At 42.3% G+C, this 16,336-nt stretch carries 18 protein-coding genes; 15 read left to right on the top strand and 3 right to left on the bottom strand.

Annotated features, from left to right (window positions below; translation table 11 throughout):
• The first annotated feature begins 59 nt into the window (after positions 1-59).
• From B5771_RS22820 to B5771_RS22795, 5 genes are all read left to right on the top strand, one after another.
• On the top strand, positions 60-1,262 hold the full coding sequence (locus B5771_RS22820) for an alpha-D-ribose 1-methylphosphonate 5-triphosphate diphosphatase (RefSeq protein WP_088189566.1): 1,203 nt from the start codon (positions 60-62) through the stop codon (positions 1,260-1,262).
• Positions 1,256-1,696 (top strand): GNAT family N-acetyltransferase, encoded by a 441-nt coding sequence (locus tag B5771_RS22815; protein ID WP_088189565.1) that lies wholly within the window; start codon positions 1,256-1,258, stop codon positions 1,694-1,696. The genes B5771_RS22820 and B5771_RS22815 overlap by 7 nt, the downstream gene beginning before the upstream one ends.
• Before the next feature lie 108 nt (positions 1,697-1,804).
• Positions 1,805-2,575: a hypothetical protein gene (locus B5771_RS22810; RefSeq protein ID WP_088189564.1), complete on the top strand. Its 771-nt coding sequence runs from the start codon at positions 1,805-1,807 to the stop codon at positions 2,573-2,575.
• A 31-nt stretch (positions 2,576-2,606) separates the two neighbouring features.
• Entirely contained in the window at positions 2,607-3,437 is an 831-nt protein-coding gene (locus tag B5771_RS22805) for an inositol monophosphatase family protein (RefSeq protein ID WP_047809186.1), read from the top strand.
• A gap of 517 nt (positions 3,438-3,954) precedes the next feature.
• Positions 3,955-4,815 (top strand): PHP domain-containing protein, encoded by an 861-nt coding sequence (locus B5771_RS22795; RefSeq protein ID WP_088189562.1) that lies wholly within the window; start codon positions 3,955-3,957, stop codon positions 4,813-4,815.
• A gap of 216 nt (positions 4,816-5,031) precedes the next feature.
• On the opposite strand, the gene B5771_RS22790 is transcribed toward B5771_RS22795, so the two are convergent.
• Entirely contained in the window at positions 5,032-5,943 is a 912-nt protein-coding gene (locus B5771_RS22790; RefSeq protein WP_088189561.1) for an RluA family pseudouridine synthase, read from the bottom strand.
• Positions 5,944-6,202: 259 nt separating this feature from the next.
• Between B5771_RS22790 and B5771_RS22785 the strand changes: the two genes are divergently transcribed.
• The 8 genes from B5771_RS22785 (at position 6,203) to queG (ending at position 13,697) form a co-directional block, all read left to right on the top strand.
• On the top strand, positions 6,203-7,318 hold the full coding sequence (locus tag B5771_RS22785; RefSeq protein ID WP_088189560.1) for an aminopeptidase: 1,116 nt from the start codon (positions 6,203-6,205) through the stop codon (positions 7,316-7,318).
• Between the two features lie 77 nt (positions 7,319-7,395).
• Positions 7,396-7,797: a hypothetical protein gene (locus B5771_RS22780; protein WP_088189559.1), complete on the top strand. Its 402-nt coding sequence runs from the start codon at positions 7,396-7,398 to the stop codon at positions 7,795-7,797.
• Between the two features lie 37 nt (positions 7,798-7,834).
• On the top strand, positions 7,835-8,716 hold the full coding sequence (locus B5771_RS22775) for a diacylglycerol kinase family protein (protein WP_088189558.1): 882 nt from the start codon (positions 7,835-7,837) through the stop codon (positions 8,714-8,716).
• A gap of 52 nt (positions 8,717-8,768) precedes the next feature.
• Positions 8,769-10,202 (top strand): HD domain-containing protein, encoded by a 1,434-nt coding sequence (locus B5771_RS22770; RefSeq protein ID WP_088189557.1) that lies wholly within the window; start codon positions 8,769-8,771, stop codon positions 10,200-10,202.
• A 142-nt stretch (positions 10,203-10,344) separates the two neighbouring features.
• Positions 10,345-10,992 (top strand): flavin reductase, encoded by a 648-nt coding sequence (locus B5771_RS22765; protein ID WP_088189556.1) that lies wholly within the window; start codon positions 10,345-10,347, stop codon positions 10,990-10,992.
• 309 nt (positions 10,993-11,301) lie between these two features.
• Positions 11,302-11,646: a molybdopterin dinucleotide binding domain-containing protein gene (locus B5771_RS22760; protein WP_282433374.1), complete on the top strand. Its 345-nt coding sequence runs from the start codon at positions 11,302-11,304 to the stop codon at positions 11,644-11,646.
• Between the two features lie 154 nt (positions 11,647-11,800).
• Positions 11,801-12,349, top strand: a complete 549-nt coding sequence (locus tag B5771_RS22755) for an NADH peroxidase (protein ID WP_088189732.1) — start codon at positions 11,801-11,803, stop codon at positions 12,347-12,349.
• Positions 12,350-12,608: 259 nt separating this feature from the next.
• Complete coding sequence (queG, locus tag B5771_RS22750; protein ID WP_088189555.1) at positions 12,609-13,697, top strand: tRNA epoxyqueuosine(34) reductase QueG; 1,089 nt, start codon at positions 12,609-12,611, stop codon at positions 13,695-13,697.
• On the opposite strand, the gene B5771_RS22745 is transcribed toward queG, so the two are convergent.
• Both B5771_RS22745 and B5771_RS22740 read right to left on the bottom strand, forming a co-directional pair.
• Positions 13,625-14,791: an aminotransferase class I/II-fold pyridoxal phosphate-dependent enzyme gene (locus B5771_RS22745; RefSeq protein ID WP_088189554.1), complete on the bottom strand. Its 1,167-nt coding sequence runs from the start codon at positions 14,789-14,791 to the stop codon at positions 13,625-13,627. The two genes, queG and B5771_RS22745, sit on opposite strands and share 73 nt — an antisense overlap.
• Positions 14,788-15,285, bottom strand: a complete 498-nt coding sequence (locus B5771_RS22740) for an Lrp/AsnC family transcriptional regulator (RefSeq protein WP_047809200.1) — start codon at positions 15,283-15,285, stop codon at positions 14,788-14,790. Before B5771_RS22740 ends, B5771_RS22745 begins: the two co-directional genes overlap by 4 nt.
• 341 nt (positions 15,286-15,626) lie before the next feature.
• Here B5771_RS22740 and B5771_RS22735 point away from each other — a divergent pair, with 341 nt between their 5' ends.
• Together B5771_RS22735 and B5771_RS22730 are read left to right on the top strand one after the other, a co-directional pair.
• On the top strand, positions 15,627-15,836 hold the full coding sequence (locus B5771_RS22735) for an FmdB family zinc ribbon protein (RefSeq protein WP_242847098.1): 210 nt from the start codon (positions 15,627-15,629) through the stop codon (positions 15,834-15,836).
• 39 nt (positions 15,837-15,875) lie between these two features.
• Positions 15,876-16,322, top strand: coding sequence for a tRNA (cytidine(34)-2'-O)-methyltransferase (locus B5771_RS22730; RefSeq protein WP_088189731.1), 447 nt, complete (start codon positions 15,876-15,878; stop codon positions 16,320-16,322).
• Positions 16,323-16,336: the final 14 nt, after the last annotated feature.

The raw sequence follows: 16,336 nt of genomic DNA, 5'->3' as shown, positions 1-16,336 counted from the left end.
AGGATGAAGTGGTTAATTGAGAGATTTGAAAATAAGGATTAAAAGGGAGCAAATTTGACGTGAGAACAAAGAAGATTTGCATTTACAATGCCAAAATGATTCTGCCTGAGAAGGTTAGCAAAGGGTATATTATTATAGACGAAAATAGAATCATCGAGGTAACGGAAAGTGATTTTCCCAGAGTGAAGTGTTATTCAGACCTGACGATGATTGATGCCGAAGAATGTTTTGTTATGCCGGGGATGATTGATCTTCACAGCGATGCTATCGAAAAGGAAATCCAGCCAAGGCCCAATACTTTATTCCCCATTCATATGGCCTTTTATGAGTTAGAGAAGAAACTTACGGTTAGCGGTATTACAACTATGTTTCATTCTCTTAGCTTAAGTGACGAATGGGGAGTAAGAAATCAAGAGATGGTTGTCGGTGTAATAAATAGCATCAATACCCTTAAAAATGCTCGTTCCATGATTAATCATAAGATTCATCTGCGCTACGAATTGACGTTTCTTGCCGGGCTTAAAGCCTTGGAAGGTCTTATTAAAAACAAGAGCATTGATTTAATGTCGTATATGGATCATACGCCGGGGCAGGGACAGTTTAGAGATGCTGAAGCACTTAAAATTTTTACTCTCCAATCTTATGGCCAAAAAGAGCGGGAATTTGACGATTTTGTTGATAAAACCATCGAAAACCAATCACGAATTAATTGGGCTAAACTTACGGAACTATCCAAGATTGCCAAATGTCAGGGGATTCCTTTAGCTTTTCATGACGATGATACTCAAGAGAAAATTGATACCCTCCTGGAATGTGAAGGGATCGTCAGTGAATTTCCTATTAATTTGGAAACAGCAGTCTATGCGGCATCTAAAGGAATTCACGTCTCTGTGGGAGCTCCTAATATTATTCGCGGAAAGTCGCACAGCAACAATATGAGAGCGATAGATGCCATTCTCAATCATGCGGCAGATATCATCTGTTCCGATTATCTGCCAAGTGCTATGCTTCCGGCAGTTTTTTCTTTAACGCAGGAAGGAATCGCGCTGAATGAGGCAGTTAAGATGGTAACCTTAAATCCCGCTAAGGCTTTAAAAATTGACGCTGAGGTCGGTACCATCGAAGTCGGTAAATGTGCGGATTTAATCGTTGTGGAAATGCATCAGGACTATCCGATCCTTCGGAAAGCCCTAGTGGGCGGGAACACGGTATTTCAATCAGATTATAAGGCCTATAGTGAAAGAGTTGATAATGTATGTTAATCCGACAAGCTACGGAGCAAGATCTGTTAAGTATAGTAGATCTTTTACAAGCCATGGATGGCGAGGAGAAGATCGATTACGGCGAAGCCGTAACCATATGGCGGAAAATGAAGGAGTATCCCTATTACAAAGTATTTGTAGTTGCAGACAGCGACCAGATAATCGCTGCCTGCAGTTTGATCATCTTGGAAAATTTGGGCCATAGAGGTGCCAAACTTGCCCTTGCCGAAAGTGTGATTGTCGCTGCGAATTACAGAGGCTCTGGTATAGGCAGTATGCTGATGCACTTTATTATGGATGAAGCTAAGGAGGGAAATTGTTACAAGCTTATGCTTTCCAGCAATAAGAAAAGGCTGCAAGCCCATGCGTTTTATCAGAAGCAGGGCTTTCAACAACATGGGATTAGTTTTGCTGTTGAACTTAATCAATACTAGTTCATGGAGCTTGTGAGATCGGTTTTTTTAAAAGCAGTGGGGCACTTCCGATTGTGGTAAGAGTCATGGAGGCGCACAAATGATGTTTAGCAAGACGAGGTGCGATTTATGGAAATGAATTATACCGAATATCTCGAATATGTTGAAATGGTACTTGCGGAAAAAGCGATTAGAGAATATGCTCGCCAAATGAAGACTCTGGGAAAATTCAAAGAGTCTACGGATGGCCTTTGGGAGCCGGTTCCTTATTCAGGCTATACTTTAATCACGCCAACATATTTAGATGACGAGGAAAATGTTGATTCCTATAGATTTCTTAGCGATATTCGAGAAGAATTATTTTGGAATATCCCCTTTCCCGGGATAGTCTGGGCTCCTACGATTGCCCTTCATATGACCATAGGCCGGTTGATATCCGGCGATGTTTTTAAGCAGAGGATTAGAGATTCTCGTGAAGACGAATTTCTGCTGGCCTGTCATCAGATGTTTTCTCATATGTCTAGTACCGGATCGTTAAGCTATGAAATTAAGGGCTTATCTGTTTTTCCCCAAGGTGTCATAGCCGCTATCGTTTCGCCGCTGACCGAAGGTGATTATTTGGGGCTGCAGGCAGTCAGAGACTATCTTTACGATGATAACAATCTTAAACAACTAGGTGTTGAGAGAAAACGACGGTTCCAGGGACATATCAGTTTGTTTTATCTAGAGGAAGAGTTATCAGGAAAAGAAAGACGCATAATGGCTGATGCTGTATCAGAAACAAACAAGAGATTTTTCAATACTCCCTTACCCTTTAGGATTAAACGGGCTGAAGTTAGAAAATTCGATAATTTTTCCGAGTTTAACCGCCAGGATCATTGGCCTGTTTTCAGGTTGTAGCTATCTCCATGGTGAAAGGAATTAAGCGTTTATGAACGTCGAAGAACGAGAAATGTATGACTTCGCTAAACTCTTAATGTATTCTGCGGGGTCGAAGTTGAAACAAGAGCGCCGACAATCCGTCATTAAGGTTAAGGAAAAGACGTCTCAGATGGACCTGGTCACAGAACATGATTTACTTATTGAGAAATACCTCATTGATGCTATTCTAAGTAACTATCCAGATCATAATATCCTTGCTGAGGAAAGCAGGGAACAGATTTGTTCGAAGCATAATGATGATTATGCGTGGGTTATCGACCCTATTGACGGTACGGTCAATTATTATAGGTTTGGCAAGGATTATGCCATATCCCTCGCTTTATATAAAAATGAAAATCCGATTTTTGGTTTAGTTTATGATGTCGCTAATAGCGAGATGTTTAGCGCAGGTCATGGTGAAGGAGCAATCATCAATGGACTCCCTTTGGACGCTCTGCCGGATTCCCATGATAAGCTGAGCAAGGCGGTTGTTGGTATTAGTTTGAGAACTATGAGAGAATTCGCAAGTTTGGGTATGGATGTCATGGGGATGTTGTCCCAGGCCCAGGCCTATAGATATTTGGGCTGCGCCTCTCTGGAAATATGTAAAGTTGCCAACGGTGAATATGATTTGTTTATTTCGTCGAATGTCCATCAATGGGACATTGCTGCCGCCAGGATTTTTCTCGAACAACGTGGGGGAGAAGTTCTTATTCGAAGAAACAATGAGGACAGATCACCTTTTGGTAAATTATTAGTAGCTGCTTTTCGCTCGCCTTTAATATGGACAGAGGCTCGCGAATATCTTCCCCTTTGCCTGAGAGATAAGTTTGACGCGTAATTAGCAGGTGATACAGCACAACGAACATTGAGTCCGTTTAGCTAAATTTGAACATTGGGCTCCATTTAAAGTGGGAGTCTCACGATTGGATAAAAGGGTGATTTTATGCTTCAATATGAAGAAATAATAAGGGAAGAGTCAAAGAGCATTTGTCGAGTTTTAAAGTCTTATATGACAGAGAATGAGGCTTCGGTTTTTTCTGAAGACGTTGTTTTATTGAAGGAGAACTTTGGGAACAATCAAAATTCGTTCTTAAAAAGGGCTATTACGATTGTTCGGACCGTGGTATTGATTCTTGCAGCATTGGCATTTCATTATTTTTTTCTGCTGCGATTCTTTTGGCGTTAACAATAAGCTAGCTAAATGATAGACGGCTGTGCAGCCGGACACTGATCACTTATAGTAGCCTTTTGTAACTTTGTTGGAACGAGCATCTCATTAACCGTATTTTTAAGGAATTAAAAGTTAACAGTTATTGAGAAAAAACAAAAATAATTACAAAGGATGATTAGAAACTATGATTGACTTACATGTTCATACGAATATTTCTGATAATTCCTTAAGTATTGATGAAGTCATCAGACAGGCAAAAGAAAAGGGAATTACTCATCTTGCCATTACAGATCATGATACCACAAAGGGGTTAAACGATGCTTTGTGCCTGGGAGCCGATTTAGGTGTTACCATCGTTCCGGGCATAGAAATATCAGCTTACGATTACGAGAGGAACAAGAGAGCTCATATTCTGGGTTTATATATCGAACCGGGTCATTCTTCTCTGGATCGTCTTTGTACGCCTTTAATTGAAAGCAGGAAGCAAGCATCCTACGATATGTTCCTTAAGATTCTTGCGGCGGGGTATGAAATAACCTGGGAGGATGTTCTGAAGTATGCTGGGGGGACTGGCGTTTATAAACAGCATTTAATGCATGCCTTATTGGATAAGGGGTATTGTGAGGCCATTTATGATGACCTATATAAAAAACTTTTTCACCGTGGAAGCAGTACGCACCCCCAAGGTGAAGCCTTTGTTCCGTTAGAATACGTTGATGTTCGAGAGGCGATTCAGGCTGTTAGAGAAGCAGGAGGAATCCCTATTCTTGCCCATCCGGGACAACTGGATAATTTTGATGCCATTGATAAGTGGGCAGAAGAAGGACTTGGCGGGATCGAAGTTTTTCATCCCAGCCATAATGACACTGACCGACGCCAATCCCTGCATTATGCACAGAAGCATAACTTAGTGATTACAGGCGGTTCAGATTTTCACGGTTTTTATAGTGAAAAACCGGTAGAGTTAGGGTGTCCGGAATTGGGGACAGAGTGTATTAAAGAACTTTCCTTAAGCGTAAAGAGTGCTTTCGCGAGCATAGTTTAGTTTTAGACATCAACTTAGAACAGTAACAAAGAAAACAGTGAACTTGTTCAGCCAAAGCTGAACATCGGGGCGTAAAAATCGGATAAAAATATGATTTTGTAAAAGAGTGGATATGCTTCTGTGGGAGAAGTTATCCACTCTTTTTAATAAACTCGGATCATTTTTTAGTTTGCATTCGCCTTAAAGGACAACCTAAGGGATTTAAAGAGTTTAAACCTATTCCTTAGCCTTGTTTAGTGTCTTGAGCAAATGTCTAAGATCTTCGGGGAAAGGGGCACGAATTACGAGAGGAAGGCCGGTGACAGGATGCAGAAATGCGTAAACTGAAGAATGTAAGGCCTGACGGTTTATGAGTGAGGTGTTTCCACCATAAAGGTCATCTCCCAGCAGGGGATGACCCATGCTTTCACAATGGACTCTAATTTGATGCGTCCTCCCAGTCTCTAGGATAAATTCAAGCAAGCACGCTTCAGAATAACGACGAATGACTCGATAATCTGTTCGTGATGGTTCTCCATTTTCTTGAATTTGGCGCTTGATAAAACTATTGGGAGCAAGACCAATTGGAGAATTAATACTCCCGCTGTCTGCGCGCAGGTACCCGTGGACAAAGCCATAGTAACGCTTGTGAATGTGACCGCGCTCTAGCTGCCAAGCAAGTTGCTGATGGGTAAATTGATTTTTGGCAATGATCACGACCCCGGAAGTATTGCGGTCAATTCTGTGAATGGGGCGAAAAAGTCTCTGCTCTCCTTTGCGCTCCCAGTAACCTATGACAGCATTCCCCAAGGTATTATCAGGGTAACGTCGATTGGGGTGGACGACCTGTCCGACAGGTTTGTTAACAGCTAACAGATAATCATCCTCGTAGAGAATACTTAAGGGTAGATCTTCGCCTTGAATTGGCGATTCTTCTTCCGCAAAAAGCTGGATAGTGAGAAGTTGACCTTCTTTGCCCCGTGCAGTTAAGTAAGTGAAACGTCCGTCTACCCAGACTCGTTCTCCCTGTTTTAAATGTTGTAAAACTTTAAGCGAAAAATGAAATTTATGCTTTAATATGGAAAGATATTTCTGACCGGCATCCTCCGGTTGTAAACGATATTCCCATAAGGTATTGACTGAGTTCATAGCGGCCTCCATCTTCATCAACATAAATTGAAGTGTATTAAAGGTTCATTTCGGACATAATGCGTTAATAAAAAGGAAAATGCTAAGGTATGAAGAATATACATACAAACTATTTACTGGTAAATGACCTTAAAATCATTTCTGTTATTGAGATCATTTTGCACAGCAATGAGCAATTTAAGGATATCATGTCAGTAGAACAAAGCGATTGACATCAAAAACTGTTAAAACTATGATTTTAGTCTAAGGAGGCCCTAACGTGAAAGATCCGCGTTTTGAAAAACTAGCCGATTCTTTAATTGATTATTCTATCGCCCTGAAACCTGGAGAAAAAATTCTTATTGAAGTCATTGGAACAGGTATTCCACTTGCCCAGGCTCTTGTACGGCATGCATATCAAGCTGGAGGGGTGCCTTTTGTGTCTGTCATTAATCATACTCTAATGCGAGACTTATTAAAAGAATTCACGGCTGAACAAGCTGAGGCCATGGCCCGCTGGGACCTTGCAAGAATGAAAGAAATGCAGGCCTATATAGGAATTCGGGCGGGAGAAAACGCTAACGAGTGGGCAGACGTTCCCGGTGAATCTTTGAAATCATATTCATCCTCTTATCAAAAGAAGGTGCATACTGAACAGCGCGTTCCCCACACTCGTTGGTGTGTCTTACGGTATCCCAACGCTTCTATGGCACAGTTAGCATCCATGAGCCTGGAAGGATTTGAAAATTTTTACTTTGACGTCTGTAACCTAGATTATGGTAAAATGTCCTTGGCGATGAACCCGCTCAAGGACTTGATGGAGAAAACCGATCAAGTACGAATTGTTGGACCGGGTACTGATTTAGTCTTCTCGATTAAAGGAATGCCGGCGATTAAATGTGACGGACGCATGAATATTCCTGACGGAGAAATTTATACGGCGCCTGTTAAGGAATCGGTAAACGGGCGGATCAGTTATAATACCCCTTCTTTGTTTCAAGGATTCACCTATGAAAAAATTGTCTTGGATTTTAAAAACGGTAAAATCATTAAGGCCGTCGCCAATGATACGCAGCGGATTGAAGATGTCTTCAATACCGATGAAGGGGCACGGTATGTGGGGGAATTTGCCCTCGGAGTAAATCCATACATCTTAAACCCAATGCTGGACACCCTTTTTGATGAGAAGATCGAAGGGAGTTTTCATTTCACTCCTGGTTCCTGCTACGATGACTGTTACAACGGCAACAAATCAGCCGTTCACTGGGACTTGGTGTGTATACAAAGACCGGATTATGGCGGTGGTGAGATCTATTTTGATGAAAAGTTAATTCGCAAAGATGGCCGTTTTGTTGTACCGGAACTGGAAGTGTTGAATCCGGAAAACCTGAAATAACGTCGTCGATGACCTTGGTCGTAAGCCGCATTTAGGAATTGAGCAGGGGCTTACTGAATTCAAATGGAGGCGGTTCGATGGTTAATAAGTTGCTATCCATTATCTTAGGTGCGGTTTTATGGGGGCTGGGTACTTACATTAATATTGTTGTTGCCATCGCCAAGTACGGATTGCCGGCTTTTTTGGCGGGAGTACTTCTTGCTCTGGGGTTTTTAGCCACTAAAGCTTTGTCAGAAGAAAAGACAAGTATAGATTTATGGATTATTATTCTCAGAGGCTTAGCTGTAGAATCGCTTCTTTTTCCCCTGGCTAATTTGGCGATGGTTTATTTGCTAGCAAAAGGTTTTCCTCTTGAGGAAACGAGAGCCGTGTTAATTGAAAGCGGCCTAATTGCTGTTATTTTAGCAGGAGTATTTTTCTTTAATGCTCATTTATTGAACACGAAGATTCGCCGCTGGCGTATGGGAATAAAAAAGTAAGTGGTTTAACTATGGAAGAGGAGTCGGATTTATAACAATGTCGAATAAACGCTTGCGTTTAATCTATAATCCTTACGCTGGACGGTGTAAGTTAACAGGTCAATTAGATTCGGTGATACGTATTTTTCAAGAAAGCGGACATGATGTATGTATTCATCGAGCCTGTTCTCCGGAAGACATTGAAGAGACTGCTTTACAAAGCAGTGATGTTGATTGCCTGGTAATTGCCGGAGGAGACGGGAGTATTCACCAAGTAGTTAATGGTTTGGTAGAAATTCCGGCATCCCAACGTCCAGCCTTAGGAATTTTGCCTGTAGGAACAGCCAATGATTTGGCTTATGCTCTCCATCTGCCTAAAAGTGTTCCTGAAGCCTGTAAAGTAATTGGACGAGGAAATATTTACAATATAGATACGGGTATGGTCAATAATCGCTATTTTGTTAATGTTGCCAGTGCAGGACTTTTAACAGATGTTTCGCAAAAAGTGGACCTGAGAGTAAAAAACTCTTTGGGTCAGTTAGCCTATTTTCTGAAAGGGATTGAGACGCTTCCTTCATACCGGCCTTTCGGAGTAGAGTATGATCTTGATGGAAAGCATTATAGTGAAGAAATTATTCTTTTTCTAGCTGTTAATGGTCTTTCCGTTGGGGGAATTAGACAACTAATGCCCAGAGCGTCTTTGTCTGACGGAAGGTTGGATATTTTAATGGTCCCACTTGTTGGCTGGCCGGAAACTCTTCGAATTCTTCTGAGAGTTTTACGCGGAGAACAGGTAAGTACCCCCAAAATGAAAGAATTTCAGATCTCAGAACTAACGATTCATACTGATCGGCTCATAACCTCGGATCTTGACGGGGAACATGGCCCGGAAAGCCCTTGGCATATCTGTGTTGGCCCCAAAATTTCTGTGTTTTGTTAATTTTGGTCTTGAGGCTTGACCGTGATTTTAAAGGTTAAATGGGGGGGACTTGATGCTTGGCTCATCCTTTCAACAGGAAGTTTTAAAACGTCTAAGCCTGATTTGTCCTGTTTATTGTGTCGGCGGTGCAGTGCGAGATGCAGAACTGGGGATACCTAACAAAGATGTGGATGCTGTCGCTGCCCTGCCCCCTGAAGAAATCTTTAACCTTTTAACCCATTGGGGCTATACACCTCATTTGCTTGGCGCAAAACTACAAACGATAAGTTTGTTTCAGGAGTCGGATCGCTTAGACTTAGTCTCCTTCCCCGATGAGCTTGAAAGGGATGCTTTGCGTCGTGATTTTACGATTAATGCCATCTATCAAGATGTTAAGACAGGGGAAATAGAGGATCCTCTTCAGGGTCTGAGCGACTTAAGAAATAGGTATCTACGAACTTGCGGCAATCCTTCCGAGCGATTTGAGGAAGATCCTTTAAGGGTTTTGCGAATGATACGCTTTGCCGTTAAATACGGTTTAAGTATAGAGAATAAGACCTGGCAGTCGGCAGTTATCTTTGTCCCTCAACTTTCAGAAGTTTCCAAAGAACGAGTTACTGAAGAATTGGGAAAAATCTTGGTTTTGGAGAATATTGCTCAGAGCCTTTCACTATTAGATCGGATTGGGTTTTTCCAACTATATATTCCTGAACTATTCAGGCTTAAAGGATTGGCTCAAAATCGCTTTTATACTAAAGATGTGTGGGATCACACTTTGAAGGTGGTTCAGTATTGCCCAGAGCAGATAACTTTACGTTTAGCAGCTTTATTTCATGATCTAGGAAAATGGCAAACCGTCGGCAGAGAGAAAGGATATTATTTTCCTCACGATAAAGAAAGTGCCCGGCTTTCGCGGGAAATCTTTACCCGCTTTCGTTGGAGTATGGTTCTTCCCGGGGGAACTCATGGAGAACAAGAGGTTGAATATCTTGTAAGGCATCACAGTCTGGGTTCTCGTATCTTTAGAAAGGAATTGAGGAGAGAAGCTGATTGGCGGAAGGTATCCTTTAAAGCACGTTGTTTCGCTTGGAAAATTGGCTGGAACGGCCAGTTTTTTGATCCTCTTCGAGTCGAAAATTTACTAAAACTGTGGTTGGCGGATTTTCAAGGCGGAAGGCAAGTATACTGGAATAATTTTGAACGGTATACAAGAATTCAAAGTGAGGTAAGGGCTGCTTCGTTATGGATAACTGAGCGAATGAAGACTCTGGATTGGAAGGTATTCACTCAATTTGTTCAGGAAAAAGGCTTAAGAGGTAAAAGCTATGGACGATTTAAAGAACAGGTGCGCAGAGTCCTAATACGATGCCCAGAGTATTGTTTGAATGATACCACCTTTCTGGAAGCAGAATACCAGATTTTTTTACTGAGAGATGCTCAGCGTTTGGAGCTGCTCTATAAGGAACAGCTGGAATACATACATGTAAGAAAAACGAACAGAGAATGATATCGTTCCTTAGATGTTCTTTAAATAATTGCAATTGTATATCTTATTTGAATAGAGCGGAGATTGAGCTCTAAAAGGAAAAATATGTCTTGACCGGTAGTGACGATAAGTTTATAATTACTGCTAAAAAAGAGGTGCTTTTATGGAGAAGCGTTGGCGATGCAACGTATGTGGTTATATACATACGGGCGATAATCCGCCTGAAGTTTGCCCTATTTGTAGTGTTGATGCTAGTAATTTTGAGTTGGTAACAGGGGACCCTGAATTGAACGCAACCTCAAATGTCAAATCGGCAGCGAAGATTGCCTCGTCTCAATCGGACGGTCCCCAGGTCATTCGCCAAGCACTTTATAAGATTTCTTATGGCCTTTATATTATTACGGCTGAAGCCGATGGAAGAGATAATGGACAATGTGCCAATACATGTTTTCAAGTGACATCGGATCCGGCGAGATTAGCGATCGGCATTAATAAATCAAATTATACGCATGAACTAATCCAAAAAAGCGGGAGATTTGGAGTATCCGTTTTAAGCCAAACAGGTCAGGACTATGCTCGTAAGTTCGGATATCGTTCAGGGCGTGACGCGGATAAGTTTGAAGGAGTAGCGGTTCATCGCGGGGAATCGGGTGTTTTGCTGCTTGATGATGTACTTGCTACAATGGAAGCTAAAGTGGTAGGCCAACTCGATGCGGGAACTCATACCCTCTTTTTGGCGGATGTTATTGCGGCTGAGATCCTTCAAGAGGGAGAACCGATGAGCTATGCCTTTTTTAGAGCCAGCAAATAAAGGCTGCAGGAATCTATAGAAAAAAGTGATCAGGCTAATTCGTGTAAAACAGAATTAGCCTGATTCTATTCACAAATCCATAAAGGTTTTTGGTAGTGGATCAGTGGATAAATTAGGCGTTAGGGGGATCATTATGCATTCAGAGGTTAAGAGATCAGTTTGTCCTTATGATTGTCCTGACACTTGTGGGCTTAGGGTCGAACTGATAGCCGGACTCCTTCGGGAAAAATCGAACTTTATAATCCCCAGGAACCAGCCCCTCTGCCCCGCTATATCGAACCTCATGGAGATAAAGCTCCATTTTTCCTGATGAGTAGTCCTAATTTGTATTCTTTGAATTCATCGTTTAATGAGCGAGAAGATTTATTAAAGAAGAAGAAAACAGCCTATCTTTTAATGAATGTAGAGGATGCTCTGGCAAAGAATTTAAAGGATCTTCAGCAGGTGCTTGCCTTTAATGAACGTGGTGAAGTTAACTTCATTCTTAAAACAACGACTAAGGTTCCCAGCGGAGTTGTTGTTACCGAAGGGCTGTTTTGGAATGGGAATTCTAGAACATCATCGGTTAATGCTCTTACTTCTCAACGTTTGACTGATCGAGCTTCGGCAAGCACACTTTATGATGTTAAAGTGGATGTGCGAGGGGGCGAGTGAACTTGGTAGGGGACCCGCTCCTACTTGAAGAAGTAAAAGTCTTAGAGGTTAAAATGTAAAAAAATTTTCAAAACCCCTTGATTTTTATTTAAAGTAATTGTAAAATAAGAACATAAATTAATTGATAACAACTTTGAGGAGGTTAATTTAAATGATTAAGAAATTTGTATGTTCAGTATGTGGTTATGTTTTTGAAGGAAATGAGGCCCCGGAAAAATGTCCGCAATGTGGAGCATCTAAAGACAAATTCTCCGAGAAAAAAGACGGCCTTCTGCAATGGGCTGATGAGCATAAAATTGGAGTAGCCCAGGGTGTTGATCCGGAAATTCTTGAAGGTTTAAGAGCTAATTTTACCGGAGAATGTACTGAAGTTGGTATGTACCTAGCTATGAGCCGTCAAGCAGACCGAGAAGGTTATCCTGAAGTTGCAGAAGCTTATAAGAGAATTGCTTTTGAAGAAGCAGAACATGCTGCTAAATTTGCCGAGCTGCTTGGCGAAGTAGTGTTTGCTGACACTAAAAAGAATTTAGAAGCAAGAGTTGAAGCCGAATATGGAGCTTGCCAAGGCAAAAAAGAAATCGCCACCAAAGCAAAACAACTGAACTACGATGCTATTCATGATACGGTTCATGAAATGTGCAAGGATGAAGCTAGACATGGTAAAGCTTTCAAAGGATTATTAGACAGATATTTTGGTAAATAAATAATAGCGGATAGAACCCCTTGAGAACTTAGTGTTTTCAGGGGGTTTGTTTATGTATTGAACACAGGATGATACCGCTCCACCCTTTTTTATAATATTAGGCGGGAAAGCAGACAGGTCATTCCTTTACATTCCACAGTTTAATTGACAGAGCCACTTTAGCATTAGAAATATCAAGGATGTTTAGTTTGAGAAAAGTGAGTTAAAATGTAAATACTGATGCAAGATCACATTTTGCCTTGTTAGGGAGGATGGTTTATTGAGCTTGGAGGAATGGCAAGATTGGAAAAAGAAGCTTAGGAAATGGGCTTTAGAATTAGGGTTTATAGCAGTTGGGTTTACCACTGCCCAACCGATTAAGGGGCTTAATGGTTTATTGCAGGTTCGCCTTGAACAAGGTGTGTCCACTCCTTTTGAGAGTCAAATAATTCAGCAGAGGGTTGATCCCAAGGCTGTGTGGCAGGATTGTCGGGGCGTTGTTGCGTTAGGTTATGAGCTTCCTCTTACGGTCGCTCCCGAGAAGGGAGAGGGCATTTTAGCCCGCTCGGCCATCGGGGAAGACTACCATCGGGTAATTAATCAGAAATTAAAAGAGCTCGCTGAGATAATGGCAGAAAACCATTGGCCCGGAGCTATTCGCTGGCAGGTCGACACGGGACCTTTAGTTGAAAGAGCCTTTGCGGTTCGGGCAGGGCTCGGTTGGATCGGCCGAAATCAGCAACTGATTATACCTGGTTACGGTTCCTTTGTGGGGTTAGCGTTGTTGCTGCTGAATCATGAACTTCCCAGCGATGAAATGATTTTAGACAAGTGCGGTTCTTGTCGTAAATGTATTCAAGCTTGCCCTGCCCAAATTCTTGGCAAGGAGATCTTTGCAGCTAAACGTTGCTATTCTTATCTCACTCAGAGCAAAGAAGTGCTAACGCCAGAAGAGAGAATAGGTTTAGGAAATCGAATTTTTGGCTGCGACACTTGTCAGGAAGCTTGCCCTCATAATCAACAACGGCTTCAGGAAGAGATGCAGATGGTATCGGCAGCGGGGAAAAAGCGCGGTGTCGATTTAGTGGATACATTGAATTTAACCAAAGGGGAGTTTCGAGAGCGTTTTCTTCATACGGCAGCCGGATGGCGTGGTAAAGGCATCCTGCAGCGAAATGCCTTTCTCGCTTTGCGTAACCTGCAGGATCCTAGACTTAAATCTTGGCTGGTAGATAAAGAAAGAGCCCTTCCACCAATATTGACTCCATATCTGGAAGAAGTAATGGAAGATGACGTTCAAAGGGAGAATCTCCGTTCAACAAACCGACCGATTCGCTGTAATGCTTCTTCAAGCTGCTCCAGAGAATAAGCGTAGGAACAGCGAATGAATCCTTCACCGGATGGCCCGAAGGCGGTCCCGGGGACGACAGCGACTTTTTCCTCTTTTAAGAGTTCTTCGGCAAAGGCCTCCGAGGATAATTTCGTTTTCGATATATCGGGAAAGACATAAAAGGCACCCAGGGGCTCAAAACAATCCAGACCCATGGATCGAAAACCATGGACCATAAGCCGGCGTCGGCGATCATAGGCGGCGACCATTTCGTCTTTAGCTTCGGAAGCAGAGCGCAAAGCCTCAAGAGCGGCAATTTGGCCAGTGATTGGGGCACAGAGCATGGTATATTGATGAATTTTGGTCATTCCGCTGATTAGGTCAGGGTGCCCGGCAACGTAGCCGATTCGCCAGCCTGTCATGGCGTATGATTTGGAGAAACCGCTGACGAAGAGGGTTCTGTCGTGCATATCCGGTAAACTGGCAAATGAAGTATGAGTGCCTTCGTAGGTAAGATCAGAATAAATATCATCGGCCAGCACGAGTAAATCATGCTCTTTGACAAATTCGGCTATAGGCAGGAGGTCTTCGCACTGCATAATAGCCCCTGTCGGGTTATTAGGGTAGGATAATACTAAGAGCTTGACTTCGGGTGAGTAGGCTTGGGTCAGGTCCTTAACCCGCAAACGGAAATTTTCTTCAGCGTGGGTTGGAACATAGCGCACACTAGCTCCTGCTAAAGTTGCGCAGGGTCCGTAAGATACGTAAGAGGGGTCTGGCACTAAGACAATATTTCCCGGTTCAAGGACAGCGCGCATAACGAGATCAACAGCCTCACTGGCACCGGTTGTAATCAAAATTTCTTTAAGTGGGTCATAGGAAAGGCCCATAGTAACGTTTAAATGATGGGCCAGCTCTTCCCGCAGTTCAAAAAGTCCCGCGTTGCTGGTATACATCGTCTGCCCCTGCTCAAGGGAAAATATACCGCTTTCCCTCACAGTCCAGGGAGTTACAAAGTCAGGTTCGCCGACTCCCAGAGATATTACGTCTTTCATCGTGGCAACAAGATCAAAGAATTTGCGGATTCCTGAAGGCGGCATATTAGCAACATGGTTCGCTAGATAACGCTTCACGGTGAGATCACGAGACGTTGAAGTGTCTCTTCCTCACCCATAAGTTCTACACCGTCCTGTTTATAGCGGCGCAGCACAAAATGAGTGGCCGTACTCTGGATATGCTCAAGGGGGGCTAGTTTTTCTGCAACAAAAAGAGCAACATCTTGCATCGTCTTGCCTTCAATAAGTAACGCCAAATCATATCCGCCGGACATAAGCATTAATGATTTGATTTCCGGGAATTTTTGCAGCCGTTTAGCAATTTTGTCAAAACCATAACCGCGTTGAGGGAGAACTCTTACTTCAATAAGAGCGGAAACTTTTTCTTCGCCCGTTCGCTCCCAATTGATTACAGGTTGATAACCGGCAATAATTTTTTCTTTATCCCAGTCCTTGATCCGCTTTTTGATGTATTCCGCAGATAAGCCGGTTTGCAGTGAAAGTTCCTCCGGTGTATAGCGGCAGTCTTTAGCTATAATTTTAAGTAATTTGCGATCTTCTGGAGTGAGCATCCTTTTACACCTCTTTAAACAATCTAATAAGGTCGATAAACATTATCATAACTTAGAACAACAATAATTACAAGGAAGTTTTATATAACAGATACTTGTTTTGTAATATTCTGGTGTAATTATATAAAATATCTGTCCTGCGGCGGATAGATAGACGATATATTTAGTAAAGTTTAATATGGTCAATATTTAATTCTCTAATAAAGGGGAAATAAAGGGGAAAAAAACAGACAAAAGTTTGGGTTTGCAATAATTTCAGGTTATAATAGGTAATCATAAGCAAAACCTTTTATAAGATCTGAAATAAGCTTTAAGTAGTGGGAGGCTGCATTAAATTGCCCATGTATGAATTCAAGTGTCCAAGCTGTGGCTTGCTTACCACAGAATTATGCAGATTAGGCGAAAATGGAGAGTCCCTAGCATGCCCGAGCTGCGGACATAAAGGACTTTTCAAACAATTATCCAAATTTTCAAGTCCCGGAGTGACTAAAGGAAACAGCGGCGGAACGTGTTCACCCGGGTGCCATGGAAATTGTTCCGGGTGTCATTGAAAGGGGAACCAGGTTTTGAACAATCGACTTAATATAGTAATGGTTGAGCCGGAAATCCCGCCTAATACGGGGAATGTGGCTCGGCTTTGCGCTGCAACAGGAGCTGCACTCCATCTGGTTAAACCATTGGGTTTTAGCATTGACGATAAGCATTTAAAGCGTGCCGGCTTAGATTATTGGCACCTTCTTGATATCTACTATTATGACAATTTTAACGATTTTGAAGAAAAAAACCCTGACGGACTCCGTTACTTAGCAACGACAAAAGGTGGCCGTTCCTACACTGACATGGTTTATGAACCGGGGGGATATTTAATTTTCGGTAAGGAAACGAAAGGATTATCACCCAAAATTTTGGGCCGTTACCCGGACAAGACTATAAGACTGCCGATGCGTGCGGAAGCGCGTTCCTTAAATCTATCCAATTCAGTAGCTGTTGTTGTTTATGAAGTATTGCGTCAATGGGGCTTTCCGAATCTTGTTTAAAAAGGGGGAGATAC

The organism is Desulfosporosinus sp. FKA, assembly GCF_002196785.1.
Classification (GTDB): domain Bacteria; phylum Bacillota; class Desulfitobacteriia; order Desulfitobacteriales; family Desulfitobacteriaceae; genus Desulfosporosinus; species Desulfosporosinus acididurans.
Note: the sequence above shows the minus strand (reverse complement) of the source record. Positions and strands in the feature narration are given on the sequence as shown.